We start from the raw sequence: 21,356 nt of genomic DNA, 5'->3' as shown, positions 1-21,356 counted from the left end.
GATAGCGACGCCATATGGATTTCCTGACACGACTCGCAGAGACCTTCCTTGACTGGAAGCAGATCGCCGAGGTTCTGCCGAGCATGCTCGCGGTGGGCCTGCCCAATACGCTGGTCCTGGCGATCACCTCGGGACTGATTGGGGCTTTCCTCGGCCTGGTCCTGGCTCTCATGGGAATCTCCCGGAATCCTTTGGCACGGTGGGCCGCCCGGGTGTACACGGACGTTTTCCGTGGACTCCCAGCGGTCCTCACCATCCTGGTCATCGGCCTTGGATTCGGGCCAATCTTCCGCGAAATCACAGGCAGCAACAGCCCCTATCCGATGGGTATTGCGGCGTTGTCCCTCATGGCCGCCGCCTACACGGGGGAAATCTTCCGCTCCGGCATTCAGAGCGTGGACAAGGGGCAGTTGGAAGCAGCGCGGGCCCTGGGCTTTGGTTACGGGCCTTCCATGCGCTCGATCGTGGTGCCCCAAGGTATCCGCCGGGTGCTTCCGGCCCTCATGAACCAGTTCATTGCCCTGATCAAGGACTCTTCGCTGGTCTTCACCTTGGGCTTGCTGGCCACGGAACGCGAGCTGTTCCAGATCGGCCAGGACGCTGCCGCACGCAGCGGCAACCTGTCCCCCTATGTCGCCGCCGCCATTTTCTATCTGGCCATGACCATTCCGCTTACGCACCTGGTCAACTACATCGACAACCGACTGCGCAGCGGCCGCCCGCAGAAGCTGGAACCGGACGAGGCAGCCGCCGTCGTCGGCAAGGGAGCTCAAGCATGACGGAATTTACTTCAGGGACTCTGACCGCCAAGAACATCCACCTGGCCTTCGGATCCAACAAGGTCCTGCGCGGCATCGACATCCACGTCGAAAAGGGCACCACCGCGTCGGTGATCGGCCCTTCCGGTTCGGGCAAGTCAACGCTGTTGCGGGTCATGAATCGGCTCATTGAACCGGACCAGGGCGACATCCTGCTCGATGGCCGTTCGGTACTCAAGGACAACCCGGACGAGCTGCGCCGCCGTATCGGCATGGTGTTCCAGCAGTTCAACCTGTTTCCGCACAAGACCGTAGGTGAGAACATCGCCTTCGCGTTGCGTAAGCTGCGCGGGCTATCCAAGGAACAGGCTTGGGCCGAGGCCTTGGAGCAGCTGGATCTGGTCGGCCTGACGCACAAGGCGGAGGTACGACCCTCCACCCTGTCCGGTGGCCAGCAGCAGCGTGTGGCCATTGCCCGTGCTCTGGCCATGAAACCTGAGGTGATGTTCTTTGATGAGGCCACGTCGGCCCTGGACCCTGAGCTGGTCAAGGGCGTCCTGGCGCTCATGGCCGACCTCGCCAAGGGCGGCATGACCATGGTGGTGGTGACCCACGAAATGGGCTTCTCCCGCAATGTCTCGGACACAGTGACGTTCATGGACGCCGGTGTGGTGGTCGAATCGGGTCCACCCGAGCAAATCTTCACGGCGCCTGCAACGGATCGACTGAGGGGCTTCCTTTCGGACGTGCTTTAGGGCGCACAACCCAGAGATCCCCGACTCCCGGACTTTTCCCCCAATCATGTTGCGGGGAGTTGTCCGGGAGCGGGGATTTCTGGGTTAGGAGGGTGCCGACGCCGGGACTAGCCTTTAGCGGCGGCTGCAGCTTGGGCGGCGGCCGGGAGAGCGTCAAAGATCCGGTTCATGGCGGCGTCGTCGTGGGCTGCCGAAAGGAACCAGGCTTCGAAGACGGACGGCGGCAGGTAAACGCCGGAGTCCAGCATGGAGTGGAAGAACGGCGCGTACCGGAAGGTTTCCTGGGCCTGGGCATCCGCGTAGTTATGGACGCCGTGGGCCGAGGTTCCGAACGCCACAGAGAAGAGGTTGCCGGCGAACTGGATGGAGTGGTCCACACCGGCACCGTCCAGCGCGGCGGACAACGCCGAGGAAAGTTCCAGCGACCGGACGTCAACAAACGAATAGACGTCGCGCGTGGCGTGCGTCAGGGTGGCGACGCCGGCCGCCATGGCCACCGGGTTGCCGGACAGCGTCCCGGCCTGGTAGACCGGCCCCAGGGGCGCCAGGAAGTCCATCACGTCGGCACGTCCGGCGAGGGCCGCGGCCGGCATTCCACCCCCGATGACCTTGCCGAAGGTGAGCAGGTCCGGGGTCCACGGGTCCGCGGCGTCGGGCGCGCCGCCGGTCAGGCCCCAGTAGCCCGAGTAACCGGTGCGGAAACCGGTCAGCACCTCATCGACGATCAGCAGGGCGCCGTGCTCGCGGGTGATGCGGGACAGCCCCAGGTTGAAGCCCTCCGCCGGGGTGACCACGCCCATGTTCGCCGGCGCGGCTTCGGTGATAATGGCCGCGATGTTGGGTCCGTGCTCAGCGAAGGCGGCCTCAACGGCGGCAAGGTCGTTGTAGGGCAGAACGAGGGTTTCGGCGGCCGTGGCTTCGGTGACACCGGCCGAGCCGGGCAGCGCCAGGGTGGCAACACCCGATCCGGCGGCGGCAAGCAGCCCGTCGAGGTGGCCGTGGTAGCAGCCGGCAAACTTGATGATGAGATTCCGGCCGGTGAAACCGCGGGCCAGCCGCACGGCCGTCATGGTGGCCTCGGTGCCGGTGGACACCATCCGGACACGCTCGGCGGCGGGCACACGCTCCTGCACGAGAGCGGCCAGGTTTGCCTCGTCCGGCGTGGAGGCTCCGAAAGACAGGCCGCGGTCTACAGCTGCGTGCACTGCCTCGAGCACAGCCGGGTGGGCGTGGCCCAGGAGGGCCGGCCCCCAAGAGCAGACCAGGTCCACGTACTCGTTGCCGTCGGCGTCCGTCAGGTAGGGGCCCTTGGCCGAAACCATGAACCTCGGAGTCCCGCCCACCGAGCCGAAGGCACGGACGGGCGAGTTGACGCCACCGGGCATCAGGGTCTGGGCACGGGCGAAGAGGGCATCGGAACGAGTCATACCCCTATTCTCCCATCCCATGCCGCGGCATCCGGCGCACGCCACAGCGAGCGCCGGATGCCGCAATCCAGGCCGTGAGTGTCAGCGGACAGCTGTCAGCGGTCAGCGAGCACGTCCGCAAGCTGGTCTGCGACGAGAGGCGCCACTTTGGTGCCGAACAGTTCGATGGAGCGCATCATCTGAGCGTGGGGCAGCGCGCCGCTGCTGTACTTCATCTCGAAGCGGTCCGCGCCCAGGGTCTTGTTGAGGCTGACTACCTTCGCTGCCACCCCCCCATAGCCGGGAGAGTGCACCGACAGCGCCTGAGGTTCCTTGCCAGCCTCGCCAAGGGTGCGCCGGTACAGGTCGGCATAGGCGACGGGAGCGGTGGCGTGGCCCGGGGTTGAGGGAGTGGTTCCGGAAAGCTCGCTGTTTTCATGCATACGCATACAAACTTCCGGGGCCGCCGGAAACATTCCCGCGGCATCAAAATTCGGCCCGTCAGGATTCCTTGAGCCAGCCTGCGAGCTCGGCGGCCCAGTACGTCAGCACGGTATTGGCGCCGGCCCGCCTGATGCCGAGGACGGATTCGGTGATGGCGCCCCGCCGGTCGATCCAGCCATTCGCAGCGGCGGCCTCAATCATCGCGTATTCGCCCGAGATCTGGTAGGCCGAGACAGGTACGGGGCTCATCGCGGCGACGTCGGCCAGGATGTCGAGGTAGCTCATGGCCGGTTTAACCATGACCATATCGGCGCCTTCCTCAAGGTCCAGTTCCACCTCGAGGATGGCTTCGCGGCGGTTGGCGGCGTCCATCTGGTACGTTCGCCGGTCGCCCTTAAGCTGGGAGTCCACGGCTTCACGGAAGGGGCCGTAGAACGCGGAGGCGTACTTGGCCGCGTAGGCCAGGATAACGGTGTTCCTGTGTCCGGATTCCTCGAGGGCCTGGCGGATTACGGCGATCTGGCCATCCATCATGCCTGAGGGCCCCAGCACGTGGGCGCCGGCATCGGCCTGTGCCACGGCCATCTGGCCGTAGATTTCCAGGGTGGCGTCGTTGTCCACATAGCCGTCGGCGTCCAGGACGCCGCAGTGGCCGTGGCTGGTGAATTCGTCCAGGCAGACGTCGCCCATGATGACCAGGTCATCGCCCACCTCGGCGCGGACATCGCGAATGGCCTTGTTGAGGACGCCGTCCGGGTCCAGGGAGGCGGTGCCGCGGGCATCCCGCACCTCGGGTACGCCAAAGAGCATGATGCCCCCTACGCCCAGTTCCACGGCTTCTGCGGCGGCACGCTTGAGGGACTCGGTGGTGTGCTGCACCACGCCGGGCATGGAGGTGATGGGTGCGGGTTCGCTGATGCCTTCCCGGATGAATGCCGGCAGGATCAGGTCCGCGGGGGACAGACGGTACTCGGCGGTGAGGCGGCGCATGGCGGGCGTGGTGCGGAGCCGGCGCGGGCGGTGGTTCGGAAAGCTCATCGGGTGTTCCCTTCGTTGGCGAATACGGTGCCCAAGGCGGCCACGATGCCGGCCGGGGTTGGTACTTTGGCGGTGGCTGCCACCGGGATGCCAAGCGCGGCAGCTTGTGCCGCCGTCGGGCGCCCGATTGCGATGAAACGGCAGCTGCCCAGCGGCAGCAGGGTCGCAGCGATCCGGCGCGCGGCGCTCGGCGAAGCGGCCACAACGGCGTCGAGGGTTCCCGCGGCGAGCTCTTCGCGGGCCTCTACCGGGCTCAGCTCCGGCGGTGCCCCATGGTTGGAATCCACGACGGCGGCCGGCAGTTCCGCCTGCAGGCGGACTTCCGGCCGGGCCGGGAAATCCACGGTGCGGTAGGCCACGACCGGGGTGACGTTGGCGCCCTTGGCCGCAAGGCCCTCGCGCAAACCGGGCGCAGCGATGTCCGCCTGCGGGAGCAGCACGCGCTCGGGGGCCGCCGTCCAGAGGTCAACCAAGCCTTCGGCGGACTGGATGTCCACTGGGGCCAGCGCCACGGGGATGCCCACGGACTCCAAAATCTGCCGGGACGACGGTCCAATCGTGGCCACGCGGGTCCCGGCAGGCACGAGCGCTGCCAGCGTAGTTCCGCGCCCGGCGGCCTTTTCCGCGAGCATGCGGACCGTGGTGATGCTGCTGACCACAAGCCAGTCGAAATCCCCGGCCGCCATTGCATCCAGGGCGGCATCCAGGGCTGGCTGGTCCGCGGCCCGCTCGAAGTCGATGAGGGGCAGGACCAGCGGCTCGGCCCCGAGGCTGCGCAGCAGCGAGGACAGTGGACGGGCTCGGTCGGCGCTCCGGGTGATCAGGACGCGCCTGCCACCCAGCGACCCCGCCAGGTCATCAGGATGCGGCAAGATCCGCGATCTCCGCGGCGCCGGCGGCGAGGAGGAGTTCGGCCACCTCGATGCCGAGCAGGGTGGCGCCAACCTCGGTCAGGCCGTCCGTCGCCTTCTTTTCACGCACAATCTGGGTACCGTCCACGGCGCAGACTGCAGCCTCGAGGTACAGCATGCTGCCCTTCCGGTAGGCGAAAGCGCCCACGGGGGCGGCGCAGCCGGCCTCGAGGCGGGCCAGCACAGCACGTTCGGCAGTCACGGCGAGGCGGGTGTCCTCATCGTTGAGCGCGGCCAGGGCCTGCGCTAGGACACCTTGCGAACCTTCGGTGGAACCGGCCTTGCGCGGGGCGTCGGCCGTCCTGCATTCAATGGCCAGCGAGCCCTGTCCCGGTGCGGGCAGCATCACGTCCGTCTCTAAGAATTCGCTCACGGCGTCCAGGCGGCCGATGCGCTCCAGGCCGGCGGCGGCCAGGACGACGGCGTCGAGGTCACCTGGTGCGGCTTCTGCGTTGCCGGGCAGGCCGGGCACACGGCCCAGGCGGGTGTCCACGTTGCCGCGGATATCCTGGACATCCAGGTCGGGGCGGGCGGCGCGCAGCTGGGCAGCGCGGCGCGGCGAGCCGGTGCCCACCCTGGCGCCCTGCGGAAGGTCGGCCAGCTTGAGGCCGTCGCGGGCGCAGAGCGCATCGCGCACGTCCACACGCTTGGGCGTCGCGGCGATGGTCAGGCCAAGTGCTGCGCCGGTGGGCAGGTCCTTGAGCGAGTGCACCGCGACGTCGCAGGTGTCATGCAGCAGGGCATCGCGCAGGGCGGCGACAAATACGCCGGTGCCGCCCATCTGGGACAGCGATCCGGTCTTAACGTCGCCCTCGGTGGTGATGTGCACCAGCTCCACCGGGAAGCCGCCGACGGCGGCCAGCTGGTCAGCCGTCTGCTGGGTCTGGGTCAGCGCGAGTTTGCTGGCCCTCGTTCCAATCCGGACCGTCACAGTGCGCCTTCTCCCCCGGCAGCGTCTGCGCCGCCTGCCGGGTACTCGTCGTGCCCGGTGCCGACGGTGGTGTCGGCTCCGGCGATGGTTGGCTTTTCGCCGCGGAAATTGGCACAGCAGCCGGGCCGGCAGACGTCATACCACGGGCCCAGGCCGGTCATTGCGGACCGGTCGGCGATGTTGTTGGCACGCGTGCGTTCCGAGATGAGGTCCACGAGTCCATTGACGAACTTCCGGTGGGTACCGGGGGTCGGAACGCGCGTGGCGGCCAGCCCCAGGTTGCGGCAGGTCTCAAGCGCTTCGGTGTCCAGGTCCCAGACAACTTCCATGTGGTCGCTGACGAACCCGAGCGGCACGATGACGATGCCCTTGACCCCCTGGCCGGCCAACTCTTCGATGGCATCGTTGATGTCCGGTTCCAGCCACGGCACGTGCGGGGCGCCGGAGCGGGACTGGTACACCAGCGACCATGGAGCGGTCAGTCCGGATTCCGCTTTGACCCTCTCGATGACCGCCGAGGCGGTGGCGAGGTGCTGGGCCACGTAGGCGGAACCTTCCTCAAACTCGCGCGGCTCAGCGTCGGACCGTCCGGCGGCTTCTGCATCCCGTGTGGGGATCGAATGCGTCGCGAACAGAATCTGGACGGGGGCATCCGGGGTGCCCGCGGCGGCGAGCTGGGCGCGGACGTCCGCGAGCCCGGCTGTGGTGCCCTCAATGAACGGCTCCACAAAGCCGGGGTGGTCGAAGTACTGGCGGACCTTGTCCACCTCGAGCCGGCCGTCCAGCCCGGTCTCCGTCAGGGCGATGCCGATGTCCTCGCGGTATTGGCGGCAGCTGGAGTAACAGGAGTAGGCACTGGTGGTGACCATCAGCAGTTTGCGGTGGCCGGCGTCGTAAGCGTCCTGCAGGGTCTGCGGAAGGTAGGGGGCCCAGTTGCGGTTGCCCCACAGCACCGGAAGGCTGATGCCACGGGCGGCGAGCTCGGCCTCGAGGGCGGCTTTGAGCTGACGGTTCTGCTGGTTGATGGGGCTGATGCCGCCGTTGGCCCGGTAGTGGTGGGAAACCTCTTCGAGCCGCTCGTCCGGGATACCGCGGCCGCGGGTGACGTTGCGCAGGAACGGGATGACGTCGTCCTGTCCCTCGGGGCCGCCGAAGGAGGCGAGCAGCACCGCGTCATAGTCCTCGGGAGCCATCCGGCCGGCCTCGGTGACGGGGTTGACAGCAGTGACGGTGGAGCTGGCCAGAGGATCGTTCGGGGTCATGCGAGGACCTCTGCGACCTCTGCCGCGGTGATGCGGCGGCCGGTGTAGAACGGGATTTCCTCCCGGACGTGGTTGCGGGCCTCAGTGGAACGCAGGTGCCGCATGAGGTCAACGAGGTCCACGAGCTCGGGAGCCTCGAGGCCAAGGATCCATTCCCAGTCGCCCAGGGCGAAGGCGGACACAGTGTTGGAAATAACCTGGGGGAACTCGCGGCCCAGCATGCCGTGGTCGCGCAGCATCTTGCCACGCTCGGCGTCGGGGAGGAGGTACCACTCGTAGGAGCGGACGAAGGGGTAGACGCAAAGCCATTCAGCCGGTTCCACTCCGCGGGAATAGGCGGGAGTGTGATCCTTGGCGAATTCAGCATCGCGGTGCACACCCATGGCTGACCAGACAATGTCGGTGCCGGCAAGGAGCTTGCTGCGGCGGATCTCGCGGATGGCCTGCTGGAGCGCTTCGGGCTTCGATCCGTGGAGCCACACCATGACGTCGGCGTCGGCACGCATGGCGGACACGTCGTAGCTCCCGCGGTGGGTGACGCCGGCGTCGGACAGCCGGGACAGCAGGGCGTCAAAATCGGCGGCAGCACCAGCGCTGCGAACCAGGGACTCGGTGCGCTTGAAAACGGTCCAGAGGGTGAAGAACTGCTTGGCTGATTCTTCGGTTTTAGTGACAGATTCGGCAGAAGTGTGGCTCATAGTTACCAGTTTGCCCGTTCCCTCCCCCCAAGTCGAAACCAGCGACTTCTACATGACGTAGAAGTGCCCGATTTCACACCTCCGTATGGCCTGCCAGCCTCGTCCGGCAGTAGTCAGATCCTGCGGATCCGGGCAAACAGGAGCCCTGCAGCTCCGGCAGAACCTATCAGGCCGACGCCGAGCCACACCTTGGCTGTTTCGGCGGCGGGTTCAGCTGCCGCAGACATCTTGTGCCGCGAGGACGGTGCAGTGGAGAGCCCGGCAGTTTCCGTGGACCCGCTGCTGGTGGCGCCGGCCGTGGCTTCATCCGTGGCGTGGCCGGTGGACTGGTCGCCCCCGGGATGCTGGGACTTCTGCGGTTCGGATGCCTGCTGACCTGTTCCGGGTGCGGCGGACTGGCCCTGGTTCTCCGGGGCTGCTCCCGTTGCCGGTGCGGCGGTGCCGGAGTCCTGGGCCGTCGATGACGGCGCGGGCGACGGCGCCGAAGGTCCGGGGCGGGACGACCGTGGTGAGGCTCCCCGGGCCGACGTATCCGTAGGAACCGGGGCCGCTGTATCCGTAGGAACCGGGGCCGGCGACGTTGGACTGCCGGTCGCAGGGGAAGTGGGAGGCGGGTTTGCCGGCTCGGTTGGCCTGGTGGCACCCGGCCTGGTGGGACCCGGCCTGGTGGGACCCGGCCTGGCGGCGCCCGGGGTGGCCGGGGTTGACGCGGCCGGTGAAGGTTCAGGCGACTCGGTGCGGTCTTCTGGCTCATCCCGCAGGCCCCTCAACAGGCCACCGATCAGGGAGTCATCCTGATGGTCTTTGGCCTGGACGGGCTTGCCGGATTCACTTTGGCCCGTCCCCGCCTGGGAGGCGGGGACGCCTGCAGAAAGTACCAGTATCGTTCCGAGGGCCGCGGCAGCCGCGCCACGCCGGAATCCCCCATGGATACTGGTCCTGGAACGGGAAGGTTCGGACCTGTAAATAACCATAGCTATCGACCCTAGCCACAGGATCGGACGGATTGGAAACCGGGAAATTGGCCCCGTCGCGGACGGCCGCCGGGGCTATATTGCGCTGAACAGGGGCGATGATCAGCTGAGCAGGCCGTGAATTTCTTTTCGTGTGTCGAACACAACAGCGGCGAGTCCGTTGCCGGCCACCCAGCCGCCTATTATGCCCAGCCCGCTCTCCGCGGCGCAGATGCTGCGGATCCCGGCCACCCGGGCCTTGTGGCCCACCGCAGCGAACGGCAGGGCGCCCTGCCACCTCACCACGTCCCAGCCCACTAGGTCCTTCGACTGCACCGGGACCTCCAGCAGGCTGGAAGCGTCCCGCAGGGCTGCAGCCAGGAGGTCGGAGCCCGCTGCAGTTGTAGAGCCGTCTGCCCTGGAGCCCGGGGCGTCCGAGCCGTCAGCGGCAGTACCCTCCAGCCGGCCGTACGACAGACGCAACACATGGGTTCCGGGCCCGGCCGCGGCTGCCAGCCAGTCCCATTTCGCGGTCGCATGCGTGAGTGCTTTTGCCTGGATGCCCGGTGTCTGGGGTGCCACCAGGATCCCGGTACCCCGCGGCCTGCGGTCCAGTTCAGGCAGGTCCACCACCAGCGTGACAAGCCGGACGTCGGGCCCGTGCTCTGGACTCCTGCCGGCGAGGGCGGGCACTGCCTCCTGCAGCAGCCCGACGGCGGCCGGGCCGGGGAGCGCCACCACCAGCAGGCCGCCGTCGTACGTTTCTTCACCCGCGGTGACCCGCCAGCCATCGGGGGTCCGCTCCACTGCACCCGCCGGGGAACCGGCGAGCAGTGTGACGCCGCGTTCATGGAGATCGCTGACGAGGGCCGTGACCAGGGTGTGCATCCCGCCTTCGAGTCCGGCGACGGCGGAACCCGCCTTCGCGAGGGAAGGCCCGCCCGGACCGCGGCGTTGGGCAGCAACTGCGGCAGCCAGCGACCCGTGCGTCCGGATCCCCGCGCGCAGGCCCGGGGCCACCATATCGACATCGAGGAGCCCGGGATCGGCGGAGTGCACGCCGCCCACCACCGGAGCGACCAGCCGCTCCAGCACCCGACGGCCCATCCGCGCCCGGACCAGCGCCGAGACACTGGTGACTTCCGCTGACGCGCCCACCCTGGCGGGCAGGTACTTGTCCAATGACGCCCGCAGCGAACCAAAAAATCCAAGGGAACGCCGGACCTCCGGGTCCCATGGGTTGGCGGGAATGCCCAGGACGCCGGTCTTGGGAAGCTCCCGGGGGCCGTCCGGAAGCTGCACCCAGGCACCGCCGGGGCGGGGCAAAACGATCTTGCCGGCCAGCCCAAGTTCAGCGGCCAGCTCGGCCACCGCGGTGGAGCGTGTTGCGAAGGACTCCGCCCCGCTGTCCAGGGTGAGGCCTGCCACCACATGGCTGCCAACGCAGCCGCCCCAGAGCGCGGTAGCTTCCAAGACGGTTACGGCCTGGCCGGCCGTGGCCAGTTCCCGCGCTGCCAGCAGGCCGGAGATGCCGCCACCCAGGACGATGGCAGCCGGGGCCGGCTTTAAGGAGCTTTCCACGCTCCTACTCCGGTGAAATGGAATGGATGAGTTCGACAACCCGGGTGAGGACGGAGGCGTCGGTTTCGGGCGGCACCCCGTGGCCAAGGTTCAGCACATGCCCGGGCGCCGAGGAGCCAGCTTTGATGACTTCGCGCACGTGTGCCTCGAGGACTTCCCAGGGCGCGGACAGCAGCGCCGGATCGATGTTCCCCTGTAGCGGCACCGTCCCGCCCAGGCGACGGTTGGCCTCGTCCAGCGGCAGGCGGTAATCAACACCCACCACGTCCACGCCGACGTCGCGCATGGCAGCCAGGAGTTCAGACGTGCCGGTGCCGAAGTGCACCAGCGGCGCACCCAGGTGGCGGACGTGGTCCAGCGCCCTGGCTGAGGCCGGCGCCACGTGCCTGGTGTAGTCGGCGAGGCCCAGCGACCCTGCCCAGGAATCAAAAAGCTGACCGGCGGAGGCGCCGGCTTCAAGCTGGGCACGGAGGAACAGCCCGGAGGCATCGGCGGCCCAGTTGGCCAGCGCGGCCCAGGTCTCCGGATCCGCGTGCATCATGGTGCGCGGGCCCAGGTGGTCCCGCGAGGGCTTGCCCTCCACCATGTAGGCGGCGAGCGTAAACGGTGCGCCGGCGAAGCCGATCAGCGGGGTCTTACCAAGTTCCGCCACAGTCAGGCGGACGGCTTCGCGGATGGGCTCCAGCGCCTCCCACGTCAGCTGCGGCAGGGCCGCTACGTCCTCGGCGGTGCGGACGGCCTTGTCCAGTACGGGTCCCACCCCGGGCACTATGTCCACGCCGATTCCGGCGAGCTTCAGCGGAATCACGATGTCGGAGAAGAAGATGGCCGCGTCAACGTCGTGGCGACGGACGGGCTGCAAGGTGATCTCGGATGCCAGTTCCGGCCGCAGGCACGAGTCCAGCATGGCCACTCCTTCGCGCACCTTCAGGTACTCGGGAAGGGATCGCCCGGCCTGCCGCATGAACCACACCGGGCGCCGCGAGGGCTTGCCGCCACGGTAGGCGGTGATCAGCGGGGAATCTGCGGTGCGGCCATCCATCAGCGGATGGCTGGCGGCAAGGGCGCCGTCGTCAGACAGGACATGAGGCACGGCGGAGCTGGAAGTCATGCCTTCGATTGTGCCCAAAATCGGCCCCAAAAGATAACGACAGCCTGCCACCTGCGGGAGCTTTCGAGGGAGCGTGCCGCGAATCACGGCCTTTTAGCCCCCGACACCGTGCGCCCCGGGTTGTTTTACCGCGCCACGAAAAAGCTATGATGGATCCGTTGTGGTTCTTTTTTCATTGGTGGCTACACACGCCGACATCGATCTTGAGACCGTTGCTCAACTGAGCAACGGTGCTTCAGAGATCGCCACGTCCGCACTCTCCGGATCGCCGGCAGTGACGGGCGCGGTGGTGCTTGCCACCTGCAACCGATACGAAATCTACGGTGAAGCGCCCCACGCCGATGACGTCGAGGCCGCCCGGGCGGCCCTCGTATCCGAGATCAGCGGTCTGAGCGGCCTCAACGAACAGCTTGTCTCCCGCGCCTTCAGCACCCGGACCGGTACCGAAGTCAGCCAGCACCTTTTTGCCGTCAGCGCCGGACTCGATTCCGCCGTCGTGGGCGAGCGCGAGATTGCCGGCCAGGTGCGCCGCGCCCTCATCACCGCCCAACACGAGGGCACTGCCAGCTCGGGCCTGGTCCGGCTGTTCCAGGCCGCGTCCAAAACGGCCAAGGACGTCGGCGCACAGACCGCCCTCGGATCCCGCGGCCTGTCCATCGTCTCCGTGGCCCTGGACCTGGCAACCGATCTGTCCGAGAACCCCGACTGGTCGGCGAAAAAGGTTGTCCTGTTTGGCACCGGCGCCTACGCCGGCGCCACCATGGCGTTGCTGCGCGATCGCGGCTGCACGGACACCTCCGTGTTTTCCTCGTCGGGCCGCGCCGAAGCATTTGTCGCCACCAGGGGCGGAACGGCCCTGGACGCGGATACTCTCCCGACAGCTGTCGCAGCCGCCGACGTGATGATCGGCTGCAGCGGCTCGGACACCCGCATTGAAGCCGGTGAACTTGCCCAGGTCCGTGCCGCAACTCCCCAGCCGCTGATCGCCATCGACCTTGCCCTCACCCATGACTTTGACCCGGAAGTCGGACAGCTCGACGGCGTTGAGCTGCTGACGCTCGAATCCGTACGGTTAGCGGCCCCGCAGGAACAGGTTGAGTCGCTGACCCACGCCAGCGGCATTGTGTCCGGCGCCGCCAAAGCGTTCGAACAGGAGCGGGAAGCCCGCTCCGCGGATTCGGCCATCGTGGCGCTCCGCCGGCACACCATGAACGTCCTTGATGCGGAGATGGAGCGGGTCCGTGCCCGCCACGGCTGCACCGCGGCCGCCGAGGAAGTGGAGTTCGCGCTTCGCCGGATGGTCAAGCAGTTGCTCCACGTGCCCACGGTCCGTGCCCGCGAATTGGCGGCGAACGGCCAGCAGGACGACTACGTTTCGGCCCTCGAAACCCTCTACGGCATTACCGTGGAGCAGCCCGCTGCCGCGGCCCAGGCTGAGTGCCCCGCGGATCACCAGGGCTCCACGAATCAAAAGGGCCGCGAAACAGCCTGACGCCTAGCGCGTCGCTGGCGGCTTCCGTCAGTAAACCGGCTTCTGCGGCTCGACATCCCGCACCCAGGCGAGAATCCCGCCGTCGAGATGGCTGACGCGCTGGTAGCCTGCCTTCCGCGCGGCTTCCAGGACATTCGCTGACCGGGTCCCGGCTTTGCAGTGGAACACAATGTCCTTGTCCTGAGGCAGTTCCGCCCACGCCTCCCCCGCCAGGATCCTGCCCTGGGGAATGAGCACCGAGCCGTCAATATTCACGATGTCGTGTTCGCCGGTTTCCCTGACGTCCACCAGTTCAAAGTCCTTCAGTCCGGCCTTGCGTGACGCCAGCATGGTGGCCAGTTGGGTTGCCGTGACCGTGTGCTCGGTGTCCGCGGCGACGTCGGGCGCGATGCCGCAGAAGGCGTCGTAGTCGGTCAGTTCCGTAATCCGCTCGGCGCCTGGGTCCTTGGCCACGCGGATCTCGCGCCAGCTGCCGCCCAGCGCGTCAAAGAGTGCAACCCGGCCCAGGAGTGAACGCCCGACGCCGGTGATCAGCTTGACAGCCTCAGTCACCATCAGCGAACCCACAGCTGCGCAGAGCATGCCAAAGACGCCGCCTTCGCCGCAGGAGGGTACGGAGCCCGCGGGCGGGGCCTCCGGGTAGAGGTCGCGGTAGGTGGGGCCGTGCTTTTCCCAGAAGACGCTGACCTGGCCGTCGAAGCGGAAGATCGAACCCCAGACATACGGTTTGCCCAGGATTGCCGCGGCGTCGTTGACCAGGTAACGGGTGGCGAAGTTGTCCGCCCCGTCCAGGATCAGGTCGTAGTCCGCGAACAGCTCCAGGGCGTTGGAGGCATCCAGCCTGACGTTGTGCAGCCGGACGTCCACCAGGGGGTTCAGCGCGGCAATGGCGTCCCGGGCGGATTCGATCTTGGGCCGTCCCACGTCCGCCACACCGTGGACCACCTGGCGCTGCAGGTTGCTAAGGTCAACGTCGTCGTCGTCGATGATTCCCAGGGTCCCCACGCCGGCGGCAGCCAGGTACAGCAGGGCTGGCGAGCCCAGTCCCCCGGCACCGATGACAAGGACCTTGGCATTCTTCAAGCGCCGCTGACCCACCGCACCGATCTCCGGAATGATGAGATGCCGGGAGTATCGCTCCACCTCGGCCGGAGTCAGCTCGCCGGCGGGCTCAACCAGCGGACTAAGCGAGACAGAGGAATCATTTGCGGTCAAAGTCGAAGCCATACTTCAATGTATGCCCCGAGATACCGCCCGGTCATATTACCGCGCAGTATTGTGTAAATAACGGCAAGGGAAAGTAGGGTAACTGTGGTCCATGAAACGCGGGCTGACCGGGCGTCAGGCGGGGAACCTCCCGCACCTCCACGCACAGCAGGCCAGCGGTCCGCCAGGCTCCCCCGGGACGAACGCCGGGCCCAGCTCCTCGCGGCGGCCCAGGAGGTTTTTGTCGCCAACGGCTACCATGGGGCCGCGATGGACGAGATTGCCGAAACGGCCCACGTAAGCAAGCCCGTGCTGTACCAGCATTTCCCATCCAAACGGGAGCTCTACCTTGCGCTGCTGGACAGCCATCTGACCTCACTGACAGACCGGATGCTCGGCGCCCTGAACTCCACCTCGGACAATGACGAACGCGTCCACGCCGTGATGCGGGCGTACTACCGCTTTATCGCCAGCGACGACCAGGCCCACCGCCTGGTCTTCGAATCGGACCTTATTAATGACCCGGATGTCAGTTCCCGGCTGGAGACTTTCAACAAAACCTTCGCGGACGCCGTCGCCCGCGTCATTGCCGAAGACACCAAACTGCCGCCCCTGGAGGCGCAACTGTTGGGCCGCGGGCTGGCTGGAATGGCGCAGGTCAGCGCCCGGTATTGGCTGGAAACGGACGGGGATCTGGACCTCGACGTGGCCAGCGACCTCATTTACCGTTTAGCTTGGCGCGGAATTTCCCGCTTCCCTAAAGAGTCCTAGACTACAAATAAGAGAACCGAAGAAACTTCGATTGGCTGGGAGGCCCCCTTTTGGAAATTAAGATCGGCATTCAGAACATTGGCCGCGAAATCGTGCTGGAATCGGCTCAGGATGCTGACGCCGTAGCTACGATCGTTGAAGAAGCCATCACCAAGGGCACCGATCTCCGCCTGACGGATGACAAGGGACGCATCATCATTGTCCCCGGCAACGCCCTGGGCTACGTGGAAATCGGTGCCGAAGAGGCCCGCAAGGTCGGTTTCGGCCAGTTCTAGCACGCACGCCGGGCCACCGCCGATGGCGGTGGCCCGCTGCATTCCGAGGGAGATCCCATGCTTTCGCTGACCATCGTTGTCCTGGCCACGGCCGCCGCCGGCTTCGTTGTCTGGGCCAATGACAAACGCCACGCCAGGTACGGCACGGGGCTGCCCGCCGGCGTCGCCGTCGCGGTGGGTGCGGTCAGTTGGATCCTCCTCATCACGGCGGGCTTTGGCTACTTGCCCGGTCTGACCTGGATTCCGTGGGTCCTGCCAATGGTCCTGGGCACTGCGGCGGCCATCGGCGCTGTCATCTACCTGGGCCGGACGCGCGAACGTCACGACATACAGCGGCTCACACAGGCCCTGAAGTTGTAGCCACCCGTTTCAGGTGTTCCACTGGGCCTCGGGCTGCGCAGTCGCGCCGGCCTGGCCGGCCGCTTCGCTGGCTGCCGCCGCTGCAGCGGCGTCCCGCTCAGTGACTTCGCCCCCGGCGTCGTGCGAGGTGTAGCGGATGAACACCCGGTTGTAGCGCCATTCCAGGTCGGGGTGGTGGTTCTGCGCTTCCGCGAGGCGTCCGACGGCGGCAATCAGCTCAAGTGCTGCGGCCGCCGTCGGCGTTTTATACATCGTGACGAGCCCGCCCAGCCGGTACCGCCAGTCAGGCAGCCCGGCCAGGACAGCGTCAAGCCGTTCGCGGGTGAGGACGTCTTTTTTGCCGGTCACAGCGGACTCCTAGGTTGGTTCTGTGAGCCCGACCCGGCAGACGGCAGCGGGCGCCGGGCTAAAGGAATTCGGCCCGGTTTTCCATCGCCGATGATGCCAGGGCGTGCTCGCGGCGCGGAATCCTGCCGGCCGCTTTCGCCAGCCTACCGGCGATGACGGCGTGTTTGAAGGCCTCCCCCATCAACGTCGGGTTCTGGGCCCGGGTCACGGCGGTGGCCAGCAGCACGGCATCACAACCCAGCTCCATGGCAAGCGCCGCGTCGGACGCCGTGCCAATGCCCGCGTCCAGCACCACGGGCACCGACGCGCGCGAGACGATCAGTTCGATGTTGTGGGGGTTGAGGATCCCGAGGCCAGTGCCGATCGGGGCGCCCAGCGGCATGACGGCGGCGGCCCCAAGGTTCTCCAGCCGCAGGGCGAGCACGGGATCATCGTTCGTGTAGGCGAACACCTTGAACCCCCGGTTCACGAGTTGTTCGGTGGCGTCCACGAGCTCGACGGCGTCCGGCAGCAGGGTCTGTTCATCGGCGATGACTTCCAGTTTGACCCAGTCCGTTTCCAGCGCTTCGCGCGCCAGTTCCGCCGTCATCACCGCGTCCCGGGCGGTGAAGCAGCCAGCCGTGTTGGGCAGGACCCGGATCCCGTGGTCCACCAGGAGCTGGAAGAGTGAGCCTGACTCTTTCGGTGAATAACGCCGCATGGCCACCGTGGTCAGTTCGGTGCCGGACGCCACGAGGGCGGCGCCCAATCCGTCGAGACTCGGAGCTCCACCGGTGCCCATGATCAGGCGGGAACCAAACTCCACGCCGTCGATCACCAGCCGGTCCGTGTCTGCTGGGTGGTTTCCTGTGCTGATGCTGCTGGTTACTGGCATGGTGTCAGCCTCCCTGGACTGCGGTGACCAGTTCAACGGTGTCACCTTCGGCGAGTGCCGTGGCATACCACTGGCTGCGGGGTACTACGTCTGAGTTGTGGGCAACGGCCACGCCGAGTTTCTGTCCATCAGTGGCCTGGCCGTTCGCTGCGAGGGGACGGCCCGTGATCTCCGTGACGAGTGTGGTGATGGAGGCGTCGTCGGCCACGGCATGCTGCGCGCCGTTGAGAGTGATATTCATGCTGTTTCCTTAGTCGATTGAAAGGTTGTTCGAGGCTGGCTGGAGAACCTGGCCGGGCTGAGGGCGTGCCACCGGTGATCCTCCCTGCCGTCCAGCAGGTCCCGGCAGATGGCCGCCGCCGCTGGAGCCAGCAGCACGCCGTGGCGGAAGAATCCGGTGGCAATGATCAGCCCGGCGATGTGTCCGACACCGGGCCGGGAGTCGGGTACACGGCCGAGCAGGGGTGCGTTGTCCGGCGTCGCGGGGCGCGCCCGCGCGGTACATTCCAGGAGCTCCAGCTCGGCGACGGCGGGCAGCAGGGCCTGTGCGTCGCGGAGCAACTGGTAGACGCCGCCTGCGGAGACGGCAGTGCTCGGCGTGATGGTGTGTGAAAAGGCAGTGCTCGGCGTGATGGGGCCCGGCAAGGCAGGGTCCGACACGGCGGCGTCCGGGATGGCGGACAGTGCATCCTCCCGCTGGGTTGCGCCGATCACCACGGTGTCGTCCTGCCGCGGGACGATGTAGACCGGCACCCCGTGGACCAGGCCGCGGACGGTGGAGGTGACCAGCGGACGCAGGTGCCGCGGTACGGCGAGGCGCAGGATGTCGCCGTACACAGGGCGGAGAGGCAAGCGCAGCCCGTCCGGCAATCCTTCCAGCGCAGCCGCCTGCAGGCCGTTGGCCACAATGGTCTCTCCCGCAGTGACTGTGCCGCCGTTGGCCAGCTTCACCCCGCTGACGCGTCCGGCATCCCAGAGTAGGGCTTCGGCCCGGTGCCCGACGGCGAACCCGCCGCGGGCGCCGTCCACAGCGGTTCCGGCGCCGGGTTCGTGGCTGGCCAGGACCTGCTGCAGGGACGCCACCAGCTTCCGCGGATCCACCTGGTGGTCCGCCGGGATTTCCAAGGCGCAGGAAATCGCCGGGCTGAGGAGCGGCTCCCTCATCCGTGCTTCCCGGACGGTCAGCGGTTCCACCACCAGGCCGCTGGCCTGCTGCACGGTCCGCAGGTCCATCAGCGCGCGGCGGTCCGCGGCATCGGCACCGACGGCGAGGGTCGGCGTCGTCAGGTAGCCGGTATCCCCCGCCCCGGCCCCGGCGAGGTGGGCTGCGAAGGCGGGCCAGAGGCCGGAGGATTCGAGCATCAGCTCCAGAAGGTCTTCCTCCTGGTAGTGCAGTTCGCTGACGGGCGCGAGCATGCCGGCTGCCGCCCAACTGGCCCCGGAGCCGGGTGCATCATCGATCAGGACCACGGAGCGGCCGGAGCGCCGCACTTCCCAGGCGATCCCGTGGCCAATGACGCCGCCGCCAATGACAGCTACGTCGGCGTGGCAGAAATCGGGACTGCCTGCTGGCTCGGAAGGCGGGCTGGCTGGTGCACTGGCTGGCGGGCTGGCGGGTGCGCCGCTGGATGGGGAGAGCATGTGTTTCCTTCCCTACGCCGGTACTAGCCGGATCAGGTCAAGCGGTCGGCTCTGGTGCCCTCTCAGCCCGGCCGCTTTGTGACGGCTGCAACGGGCTCCCGCAGTACTCACCCAGTTTAGGGGAACTAGGGTAGTTTCCATGAACGCACACTCCGCTCCCGCTACCCCTCCCAGCCACTCCGCCCAGATACCGCCGGAGGCGTCCAGCAACGGCCTGCCCACCAGCGCCAGGTTGTACCTGTGCACCGATGCCCGCCGGGACCGCGGGGACTTCGCGGAATTTGTGGACGCGGCGTTTGCCGGCGGGGTGGACATCATCCAGCTCCGCGACAAGGGGATCGAGGCCGCCGAGGAGCTGGAACTGTTGGCGGTGCTCCAGGCAGCCGCCGCCCGGCACGGCCGTCTCTGGGCCGTCAATGACCGCGCCGACATCGCCATGCTGACGGGCGCGCCCGTCTTCCATATCGGGCAGAAGGACCTGCCCGTGGCATCGGCCCGCACTCTGCTCGGTGCCGGAGCCACCGTGGGGCTCTCCACCCACACTACCGAACAGATCGAGGGCGCCATCCGGATGTCCGCAACGGTGACTGCCGACGGCGGCCTGGACTACTTCTGCGTCGGACCGGTGTGGGCTACCCCCACCAAACCCGGCCGGGCCGCCGTCGGCCTCGACCTGGTGCGCTATGCAGCGGAGGCAGTCCGCGCCGCCGGCGGCGCCCAGGCCACACTGCCCTGGTTTGCGATCGGCGGCATCGATTTGAGCAACGTTGAGCAGGTGGTGGAAGCCGGGGCAAGCAGGATAGTTGTGGTGCGAGCCATCACGGAAGCCGCCGACCCCGCCGCAGCGGCCGGCGCCCTCGTGGTCGCCCTGGACGCCGCCGCATCCTAAGAAACCTGCGCGCAGCGGGGCGGGGCGTGCACGATCCATGGAAATCGGGCTAACCTGACTTTCGTGTCACATCATCGGCTGGCCCCCAATGTCCGCGAGCAGACCAACGCCCTCGCGGCAGCGCTGAGTGCCCTGCGGACCGAACTGGAACTGCCGGGCCCCTACCCTGCAGAGGCGGTCCGCGACGCCGAGGCAGCAGTGGCAGCCCACCAGCTCCCCGCCGCGGACCTGACGGACGTTGAGTTCCTGACGATCGATCCGGCGTCGTCCACGGACCTGGACCAGGCGCTTTCCATCGAACGTGCCGGCGCCGGCTACCGGGTGCTTTATGCCATCGCTGATGTGCCCTCTTTTGTCCGCCCCGGCGGCAGCCTGGATGCCGAAACCCGCCGCCGCGGCCAGACGTTCTACGCCCCGGACGGCCGCATCCCCTTGCACCCTGAAGTCATCAGCGAACAAGCCGGCAGCCTCCTGGCCGATCAGCTGTGCGCTGCATTTGTTTGGGACTTCGGGCTGGACGACGCCGCCCAGGTTTCGACCGTCACCGTCCAGCGGGCCACGATCCGCAGCCGGGCCAAGCTGGACTACAAGGGCGTCCAGGCCGACATCGATGCCGGCACAGCCAACCCCGTGCTGCAGCTCCTGAGGGAAGTGGGGCTCAAGCGCGTTGAACTGGAGCGGCAGCGCGGCGGTGCCAGCCTGAACATGCCGGAGCAGGAGATCGTGCAGACCCCCGACGGCGGCTACCGGATTGCAGCGGCGCCGCAGCTCCCGGTGGAAGACTGGAATGCACAGATTTCCCTCATGGCGGGCATGGCGGCGGCCAAGCTGATGCTGACGGGGAAAGTAGGCATCCTGCGGACCATGCCCGCCCCGGACGAGCGCTCCCTCAGGCATTTCAGGCTCCAAACCGTGGCCCTGGGCAAGGCATGGGATGGGAAAACCAGCTATGGCGAGTACCTTCGCAGCCTCGATCCCACCGAGCCGCGGCAGTTGGCCATCCTGCACTCCGCCGGAATGCTGTTCCGCGGCGCAAGTTACACCGCCTTTGATGGCACTGTTCCTGAGGACGCCATCCAGTCCGCCATCGGCGCCGCCTATGCCCACACCACGGCGCCCCTCCGGCGGCTTATCGACCGCTTTGTCCTGGTGATCTGCGAGGCCCTGAGCAACGGCCGGCCGGTGCCTGGCTGGGCGCGGGAAGCCCTGCCCACCCTGCCGGAAATCATGGCTGGCTCGGACCAACTGGCTGCCCGGATGGAGCGCATGGCGCTGGACACCGTGGAGGCCGCACTTCTGGTCAACCACATCGGCCAGGAGTTCGATGCGATTGTCATTTCCGGGTCCAAGCCGCAGAAGGATAACGGGAACGGAAAGAACGGCAACGGAAACGGAAACGGGCGGGGCGGAGCCGGCAAAAACGGCAACGGCCCCTCGGGGATCATCCAGATCTCCGAGCCAGCCGTGACCGCCCGCTGCGCAGGCGACCTCGAGTCCGGAACCAAGGTCCGGGTCCGCCTGATCTCCTCCGACATCGCCGCCCGCGAGGTCCACTTCGAGTTGCTGTCCTGAACTGACTGGGCACTCCCCTGAGGGGCAAGGCCGGAATTCCATGTCCGTACGGCTAGACTGAAGTAGTAGAAATGGATGCC

23 protein-coding genes and 1 riboswitch are annotated in these 21,356 nt (G+C 67.3%); of the genes, 8 read left to right on the top strand and 15 right to left on the bottom strand.

Annotated features, from left to right (window positions below; all coding sequences use genetic code 11):
- Positions 1 to 14: 14 nt before the first annotated feature.
- Positions 15 to 779 (top strand): amino acid ABC transporter permease, encoded by a 765-nt coding sequence (locus ABIB45_RS00330; protein WP_354213893.1) that lies wholly within the window; start codon positions 15 to 17, stop codon positions 777 to 779.
- On the top strand, positions 776 to 1,513 hold the full coding sequence (locus tag ABIB45_RS00325; RefSeq protein WP_354213892.1) for an amino acid ABC transporter ATP-binding protein: 738 nt from the start codon (positions 776 to 778) through the stop codon (positions 1,511 to 1,513). Before ABIB45_RS00330 ends, ABIB45_RS00325 begins: the two co-directional genes overlap by 4 nt.
- A 107-nt stretch (positions 1,514 to 1,620) precedes the next feature.
- Here the strand turns inward: ABIB45_RS00325 and hemL are convergent, their stop codons facing one another.
- From hemL to hemE, 10 genes are all read right to left on the bottom strand, one after another.
- A complete protein-coding gene (hemL, locus tag ABIB45_RS00320) occupies positions 1,621 to 2,940 on the bottom strand; it encodes a glutamate-1-semialdehyde 2,1-aminomutase (protein ID WP_354213890.1) in 1,320 nt (439 codons plus the stop codon).
- 95 nt (positions 2,941 to 3,035) lie between these two features.
- On the bottom strand, positions 3,036 to 3,362 hold the full coding sequence (locus ABIB45_RS00315; protein ID WP_354213889.1) for a hypothetical protein: 327 nt from the start codon (positions 3,360 to 3,362) through the stop codon (positions 3,036 to 3,038).
- Positions 3,363 to 3,420: 58 nt separating this feature from the next.
- Positions 3,421 to 4,401 (bottom strand): porphobilinogen synthase, encoded by a 981-nt coding sequence (gene hemB, locus ABIB45_RS00310; protein WP_354213888.1) that lies wholly within the window; start codon positions 4,399 to 4,401, stop codon positions 3,421 to 3,423.
- Positions 4,398 to 5,273, bottom strand: coding sequence for a uroporphyrinogen-III synthase (locus ABIB45_RS00305; protein WP_354213887.1), 876 nt, complete (start codon positions 5,271 to 5,273; stop codon positions 4,398 to 4,400). Before ABIB45_RS00305 ends, hemB begins: the two co-directional genes overlap by 4 nt.
- Positions 5,260 to 6,243, bottom strand: a complete 984-nt coding sequence (gene hemC, locus ABIB45_RS00300; protein ID WP_354213885.1) for a hydroxymethylbilane synthase — start codon at positions 6,241 to 6,243, stop codon at positions 5,260 to 5,262. The genes ABIB45_RS00305 and hemC overlap by 14 nt, the downstream gene beginning before the upstream one ends.
- Positions 6,240 to 7,505, bottom strand: coding sequence for a ferrochelatase (locus tag ABIB45_RS00295; protein ID WP_354213884.1), 1,266 nt, complete (start codon positions 7,503 to 7,505; stop codon positions 6,240 to 6,242). The genes hemC and ABIB45_RS00295 overlap by 4 nt, the downstream gene beginning before the upstream one ends.
- The gene (hemQ, locus tag ABIB45_RS00290) at positions 7,502 to 8,203 is read right to left on the bottom strand and encodes a hydrogen peroxide-dependent heme synthase (protein WP_354213883.1); all 702 of its coding nucleotides are present in this window, start codon (positions 8,201 to 8,203) and stop codon (positions 7,502 to 7,504) included. Before hemQ ends, ABIB45_RS00295 begins: the two co-directional genes overlap by 4 nt.
- A gap of 113 nt (positions 8,204 to 8,316) precedes the next feature.
- Positions 8,317 to 9,177 (bottom strand): hypothetical protein, encoded by an 861-nt coding sequence (locus ABIB45_RS00285; protein ID WP_354213882.1) that lies wholly within the window; start codon positions 9,175 to 9,177, stop codon positions 8,317 to 8,319.
- Positions 9,178 to 9,279: 102 nt separating this feature from the next.
- Entirely contained in the window at positions 9,280 to 10,737 is a 1,458-nt protein-coding gene (locus ABIB45_RS00280; protein ID WP_354213881.1) for a protoporphyrinogen/coproporphyrinogen oxidase, read from the bottom strand.
- 4 nt (positions 10,738 to 10,741) lie between these two features.
- Positions 10,742 to 11,848 carry a uroporphyrinogen decarboxylase gene (gene hemE / locus ABIB45_RS00275; RefSeq protein WP_354213880.1) on the bottom strand — a complete coding sequence of 369 codons (1,107 nt, stop codon included), beginning with the start codon at positions 11,846 to 11,848 and terminating at the stop codon, positions 10,742 to 10,744.
- Positions 11,849 to 12,008: 160 nt separating this feature from the next.
- On the opposite strand from hemE, the gene ABIB45_RS00270 reads away from it, so the two are divergent.
- Positions 12,009 to 13,340 (top strand): glutamyl-tRNA reductase, encoded by a 1,332-nt coding sequence (locus tag ABIB45_RS00270; RefSeq protein ID WP_354213879.1) that lies wholly within the window; start codon positions 12,009 to 12,011, stop codon positions 13,338 to 13,340.
- 27 nt (positions 13,341 to 13,367) lie between these two features.
- Here the strand turns inward: ABIB45_RS00270 and moeB are convergent, their stop codons facing one another.
- Complete coding sequence (gene moeB / locus ABIB45_RS00265; protein WP_354213878.1) at positions 13,368 to 14,567, bottom strand: molybdopterin-synthase adenylyltransferase MoeB; 1,200 nt, start codon at positions 14,565 to 14,567, stop codon at positions 13,368 to 13,370.
- A gap of 84 nt (positions 14,568 to 14,651) precedes the next feature.
- On the opposite strand from moeB, the gene ABIB45_RS00260 reads away from it, so the two are divergent.
- The 3 genes from ABIB45_RS00260 to ABIB45_RS00250 are packed head-to-tail and all read left to right on the top strand — an operon-like array spanning position 14,652 to position 15,952.
- Positions 14,652 to 15,317 carry a TetR/AcrR family transcriptional regulator gene (locus ABIB45_RS00260; RefSeq protein WP_354213877.1) on the top strand — a complete coding sequence of 222 codons (666 nt, stop codon included), beginning with the start codon at positions 14,652 to 14,654 and terminating at the stop codon, positions 15,315 to 15,317.
- Positions 15,318 to 15,367: 50 nt separating this feature from the next.
- Entirely contained in the window at positions 15,368 to 15,592 is a 225-nt protein-coding gene (locus ABIB45_RS00255; protein ID WP_354213876.1) for a DUF3107 domain-containing protein, read from the top strand.
- A gap of 57 nt (positions 15,593 to 15,649) precedes the next feature.
- Entirely contained in the window at positions 15,650 to 15,952 is a 303-nt protein-coding gene (locus tag ABIB45_RS00250; protein WP_354213875.1) for a hypothetical protein, read from the top strand.
- Between the two features lie 9 nt (positions 15,953 to 15,961).
- Here ABIB45_RS00250 and ABIB45_RS00245 read toward each other — a convergent pair whose 3' ends face one another.
- From ABIB45_RS00245 to ABIB45_RS00230, 4 genes are all read right to left on the bottom strand, one after another.
- Positions 15,962 to 16,300, bottom strand: a complete 339-nt coding sequence (locus ABIB45_RS00245) for a 4a-hydroxytetrahydrobiopterin dehydratase (protein WP_354213874.1) — start codon at positions 16,298 to 16,300, stop codon at positions 15,962 to 15,964.
- A gap of 58 nt (positions 16,301 to 16,358) precedes the next feature.
- The gene (locus ABIB45_RS00240; protein ID WP_354213873.1) at positions 16,359 to 17,174 is read right to left on the bottom strand and encodes a thiazole synthase; all 816 of its coding nucleotides are present in this window, start codon (positions 17,172 to 17,174) and stop codon (positions 16,359 to 16,361) included.
- A 4-nt stretch (positions 17,175 to 17,178) separates the two neighbouring features.
- Positions 17,179 to 17,415, bottom strand: coding sequence for a sulfur carrier protein ThiS (gene thiS, locus ABIB45_RS00235; RefSeq protein ID WP_354213872.1), 237 nt, complete (start codon positions 17,413 to 17,415; stop codon positions 17,179 to 17,181).
- On the bottom strand, positions 17,412 to 18,815 hold the full coding sequence (locus tag ABIB45_RS00230; protein WP_354213871.1) for an FAD-dependent oxidoreductase: 1,404 nt from the start codon (positions 18,813 to 18,815) through the stop codon (positions 17,412 to 17,414). Before ABIB45_RS00230 ends, thiS begins: the two co-directional genes overlap by 4 nt.
- A riboswitch (TPP riboswitch) is annotated at positions 18,808 to 18,927 on the bottom strand. It overlaps the preceding gene by 8 nt.
- Before the next feature lie 27 nt (positions 18,928 to 18,954).
- Between ABIB45_RS00230 and thiE the strand changes: the two genes are divergently transcribed.
- Together thiE and ABIB45_RS00220 are read left to right on the top strand one after the other, a co-directional pair.
- Positions 18,955 to 19,704, top strand: a complete 750-nt coding sequence (thiE, locus tag ABIB45_RS00225) for a thiamine phosphate synthase (RefSeq protein ID WP_354213870.1) — start codon at positions 18,955 to 18,957, stop codon at positions 19,702 to 19,704.
- 63 nt (positions 19,705 to 19,767) lie between these two features.
- Positions 19,768 to 21,276 carry an RNB domain-containing ribonuclease gene (locus tag ABIB45_RS00220; protein WP_354213868.1) on the top strand — a complete coding sequence of 503 codons (1,509 nt, stop codon included), beginning with the start codon at positions 19,768 to 19,770 and terminating at the stop codon, positions 21,274 to 21,276.
- Positions 21,277 to 21,356: the final 80 nt, after the last annotated feature.

The sequence above is a fragment of the Arthrobacter sp. UYCo732 genome (assembly GCF_040547265.1).
GTDB lineage: Bacteria > Actinomycetota > Actinomycetes > Actinomycetales > Micrococcaceae > Arthrobacter.
This window is presented reverse-complemented; position numbering and strand designations above follow the sequence as displayed.

Coding starts and splice junctions, on each gene's coding strand:
- ABIB45_RS00330 (WP_354213893.1), top strand. CDS start 15: ATGGATTTCCTGACACGACTCGCAGAGACCTTCCTTGACTGGAAGCAG.
- ABIB45_RS00325 (WP_354213892.1), top strand. CDS start 776: ATGACGGAATTTACTTCAGGGACTCTGACCGCCAAGAACATCCACCTG.
- hemL (WP_354213890.1), bottom strand. CDS start 2,940: ATGACTCGTTCCGATGCCCTCTTCGCCCGTGCCCAGACCCTGATGCCC.
- ABIB45_RS00315 (WP_354213889.1), bottom strand. CDS start 3,362: ATGCATGAAAACAGCGAGCTTTCCGGAACCACTCCCTCAACCCCGGGC.
- hemB (WP_354213888.1), bottom strand. CDS start 4,401: ATGAGCTTTCCGAACCACCGCCCGCGCCGGCTCCGCACCACGCCCGCC.
- ABIB45_RS00295 (WP_354213884.1), bottom strand. CDS start 7,505: ATGACCCCGAACGATCCTCTGGCCAGCTCCACCGTCACTGCTGTCAAC.
- hemQ (WP_354213883.1), bottom strand. CDS start 8,203: ATGAGCCACACTTCTGCCGAATCTGTCACTAAAACCGAAGAATCAGCC.
- ABIB45_RS00285 (WP_354213882.1), bottom strand. CDS start 9,177: ATGGTTATTTACAGGTCCGAACCTTCCCGTTCCAGGACCAGTATCCAT.
- hemE (WP_354213880.1), bottom strand. CDS start 11,848: ATGACTTCCAGCTCCGCCGTGCCTCATGTCCTGTCTGACGACGGCGCC.
- moeB (WP_354213878.1), bottom strand. CDS start 14,567: ATGGCTTCGACTTTGACCGCAAATGATTCCTCTGTCTCGCTTAGTCCG.
- ABIB45_RS00250 (WP_354213875.1), top strand. CDS start 15,650: ATGCTTTCGCTGACCATCGTTGTCCTGGCCACGGCCGCCGCCGGCTTC.
- ABIB45_RS00240 (WP_354213873.1), bottom strand. CDS start 17,174: ATGCCAGTAACCAGCAGCATCAGCACAGGAAACCACCCAGCAGACACG.
- thiS (WP_354213872.1), bottom strand. CDS start 17,415: ATGAATATCACTCTCAACGGCGCGCAGCATGCCGTGGCCGACGACGCC.
- ABIB45_RS00230 (WP_354213871.1), bottom strand. CDS start 18,815: ATGCTCTCCCCATCCAGCGGCGCACCCGCCAGCCCGCCAGCCAGTGCA.
- thiE (WP_354213870.1), top strand. CDS start 18,955: ATGAACGCACACTCCGCTCCCGCTACCCCTCCCAGCCACTCCGCCCAG.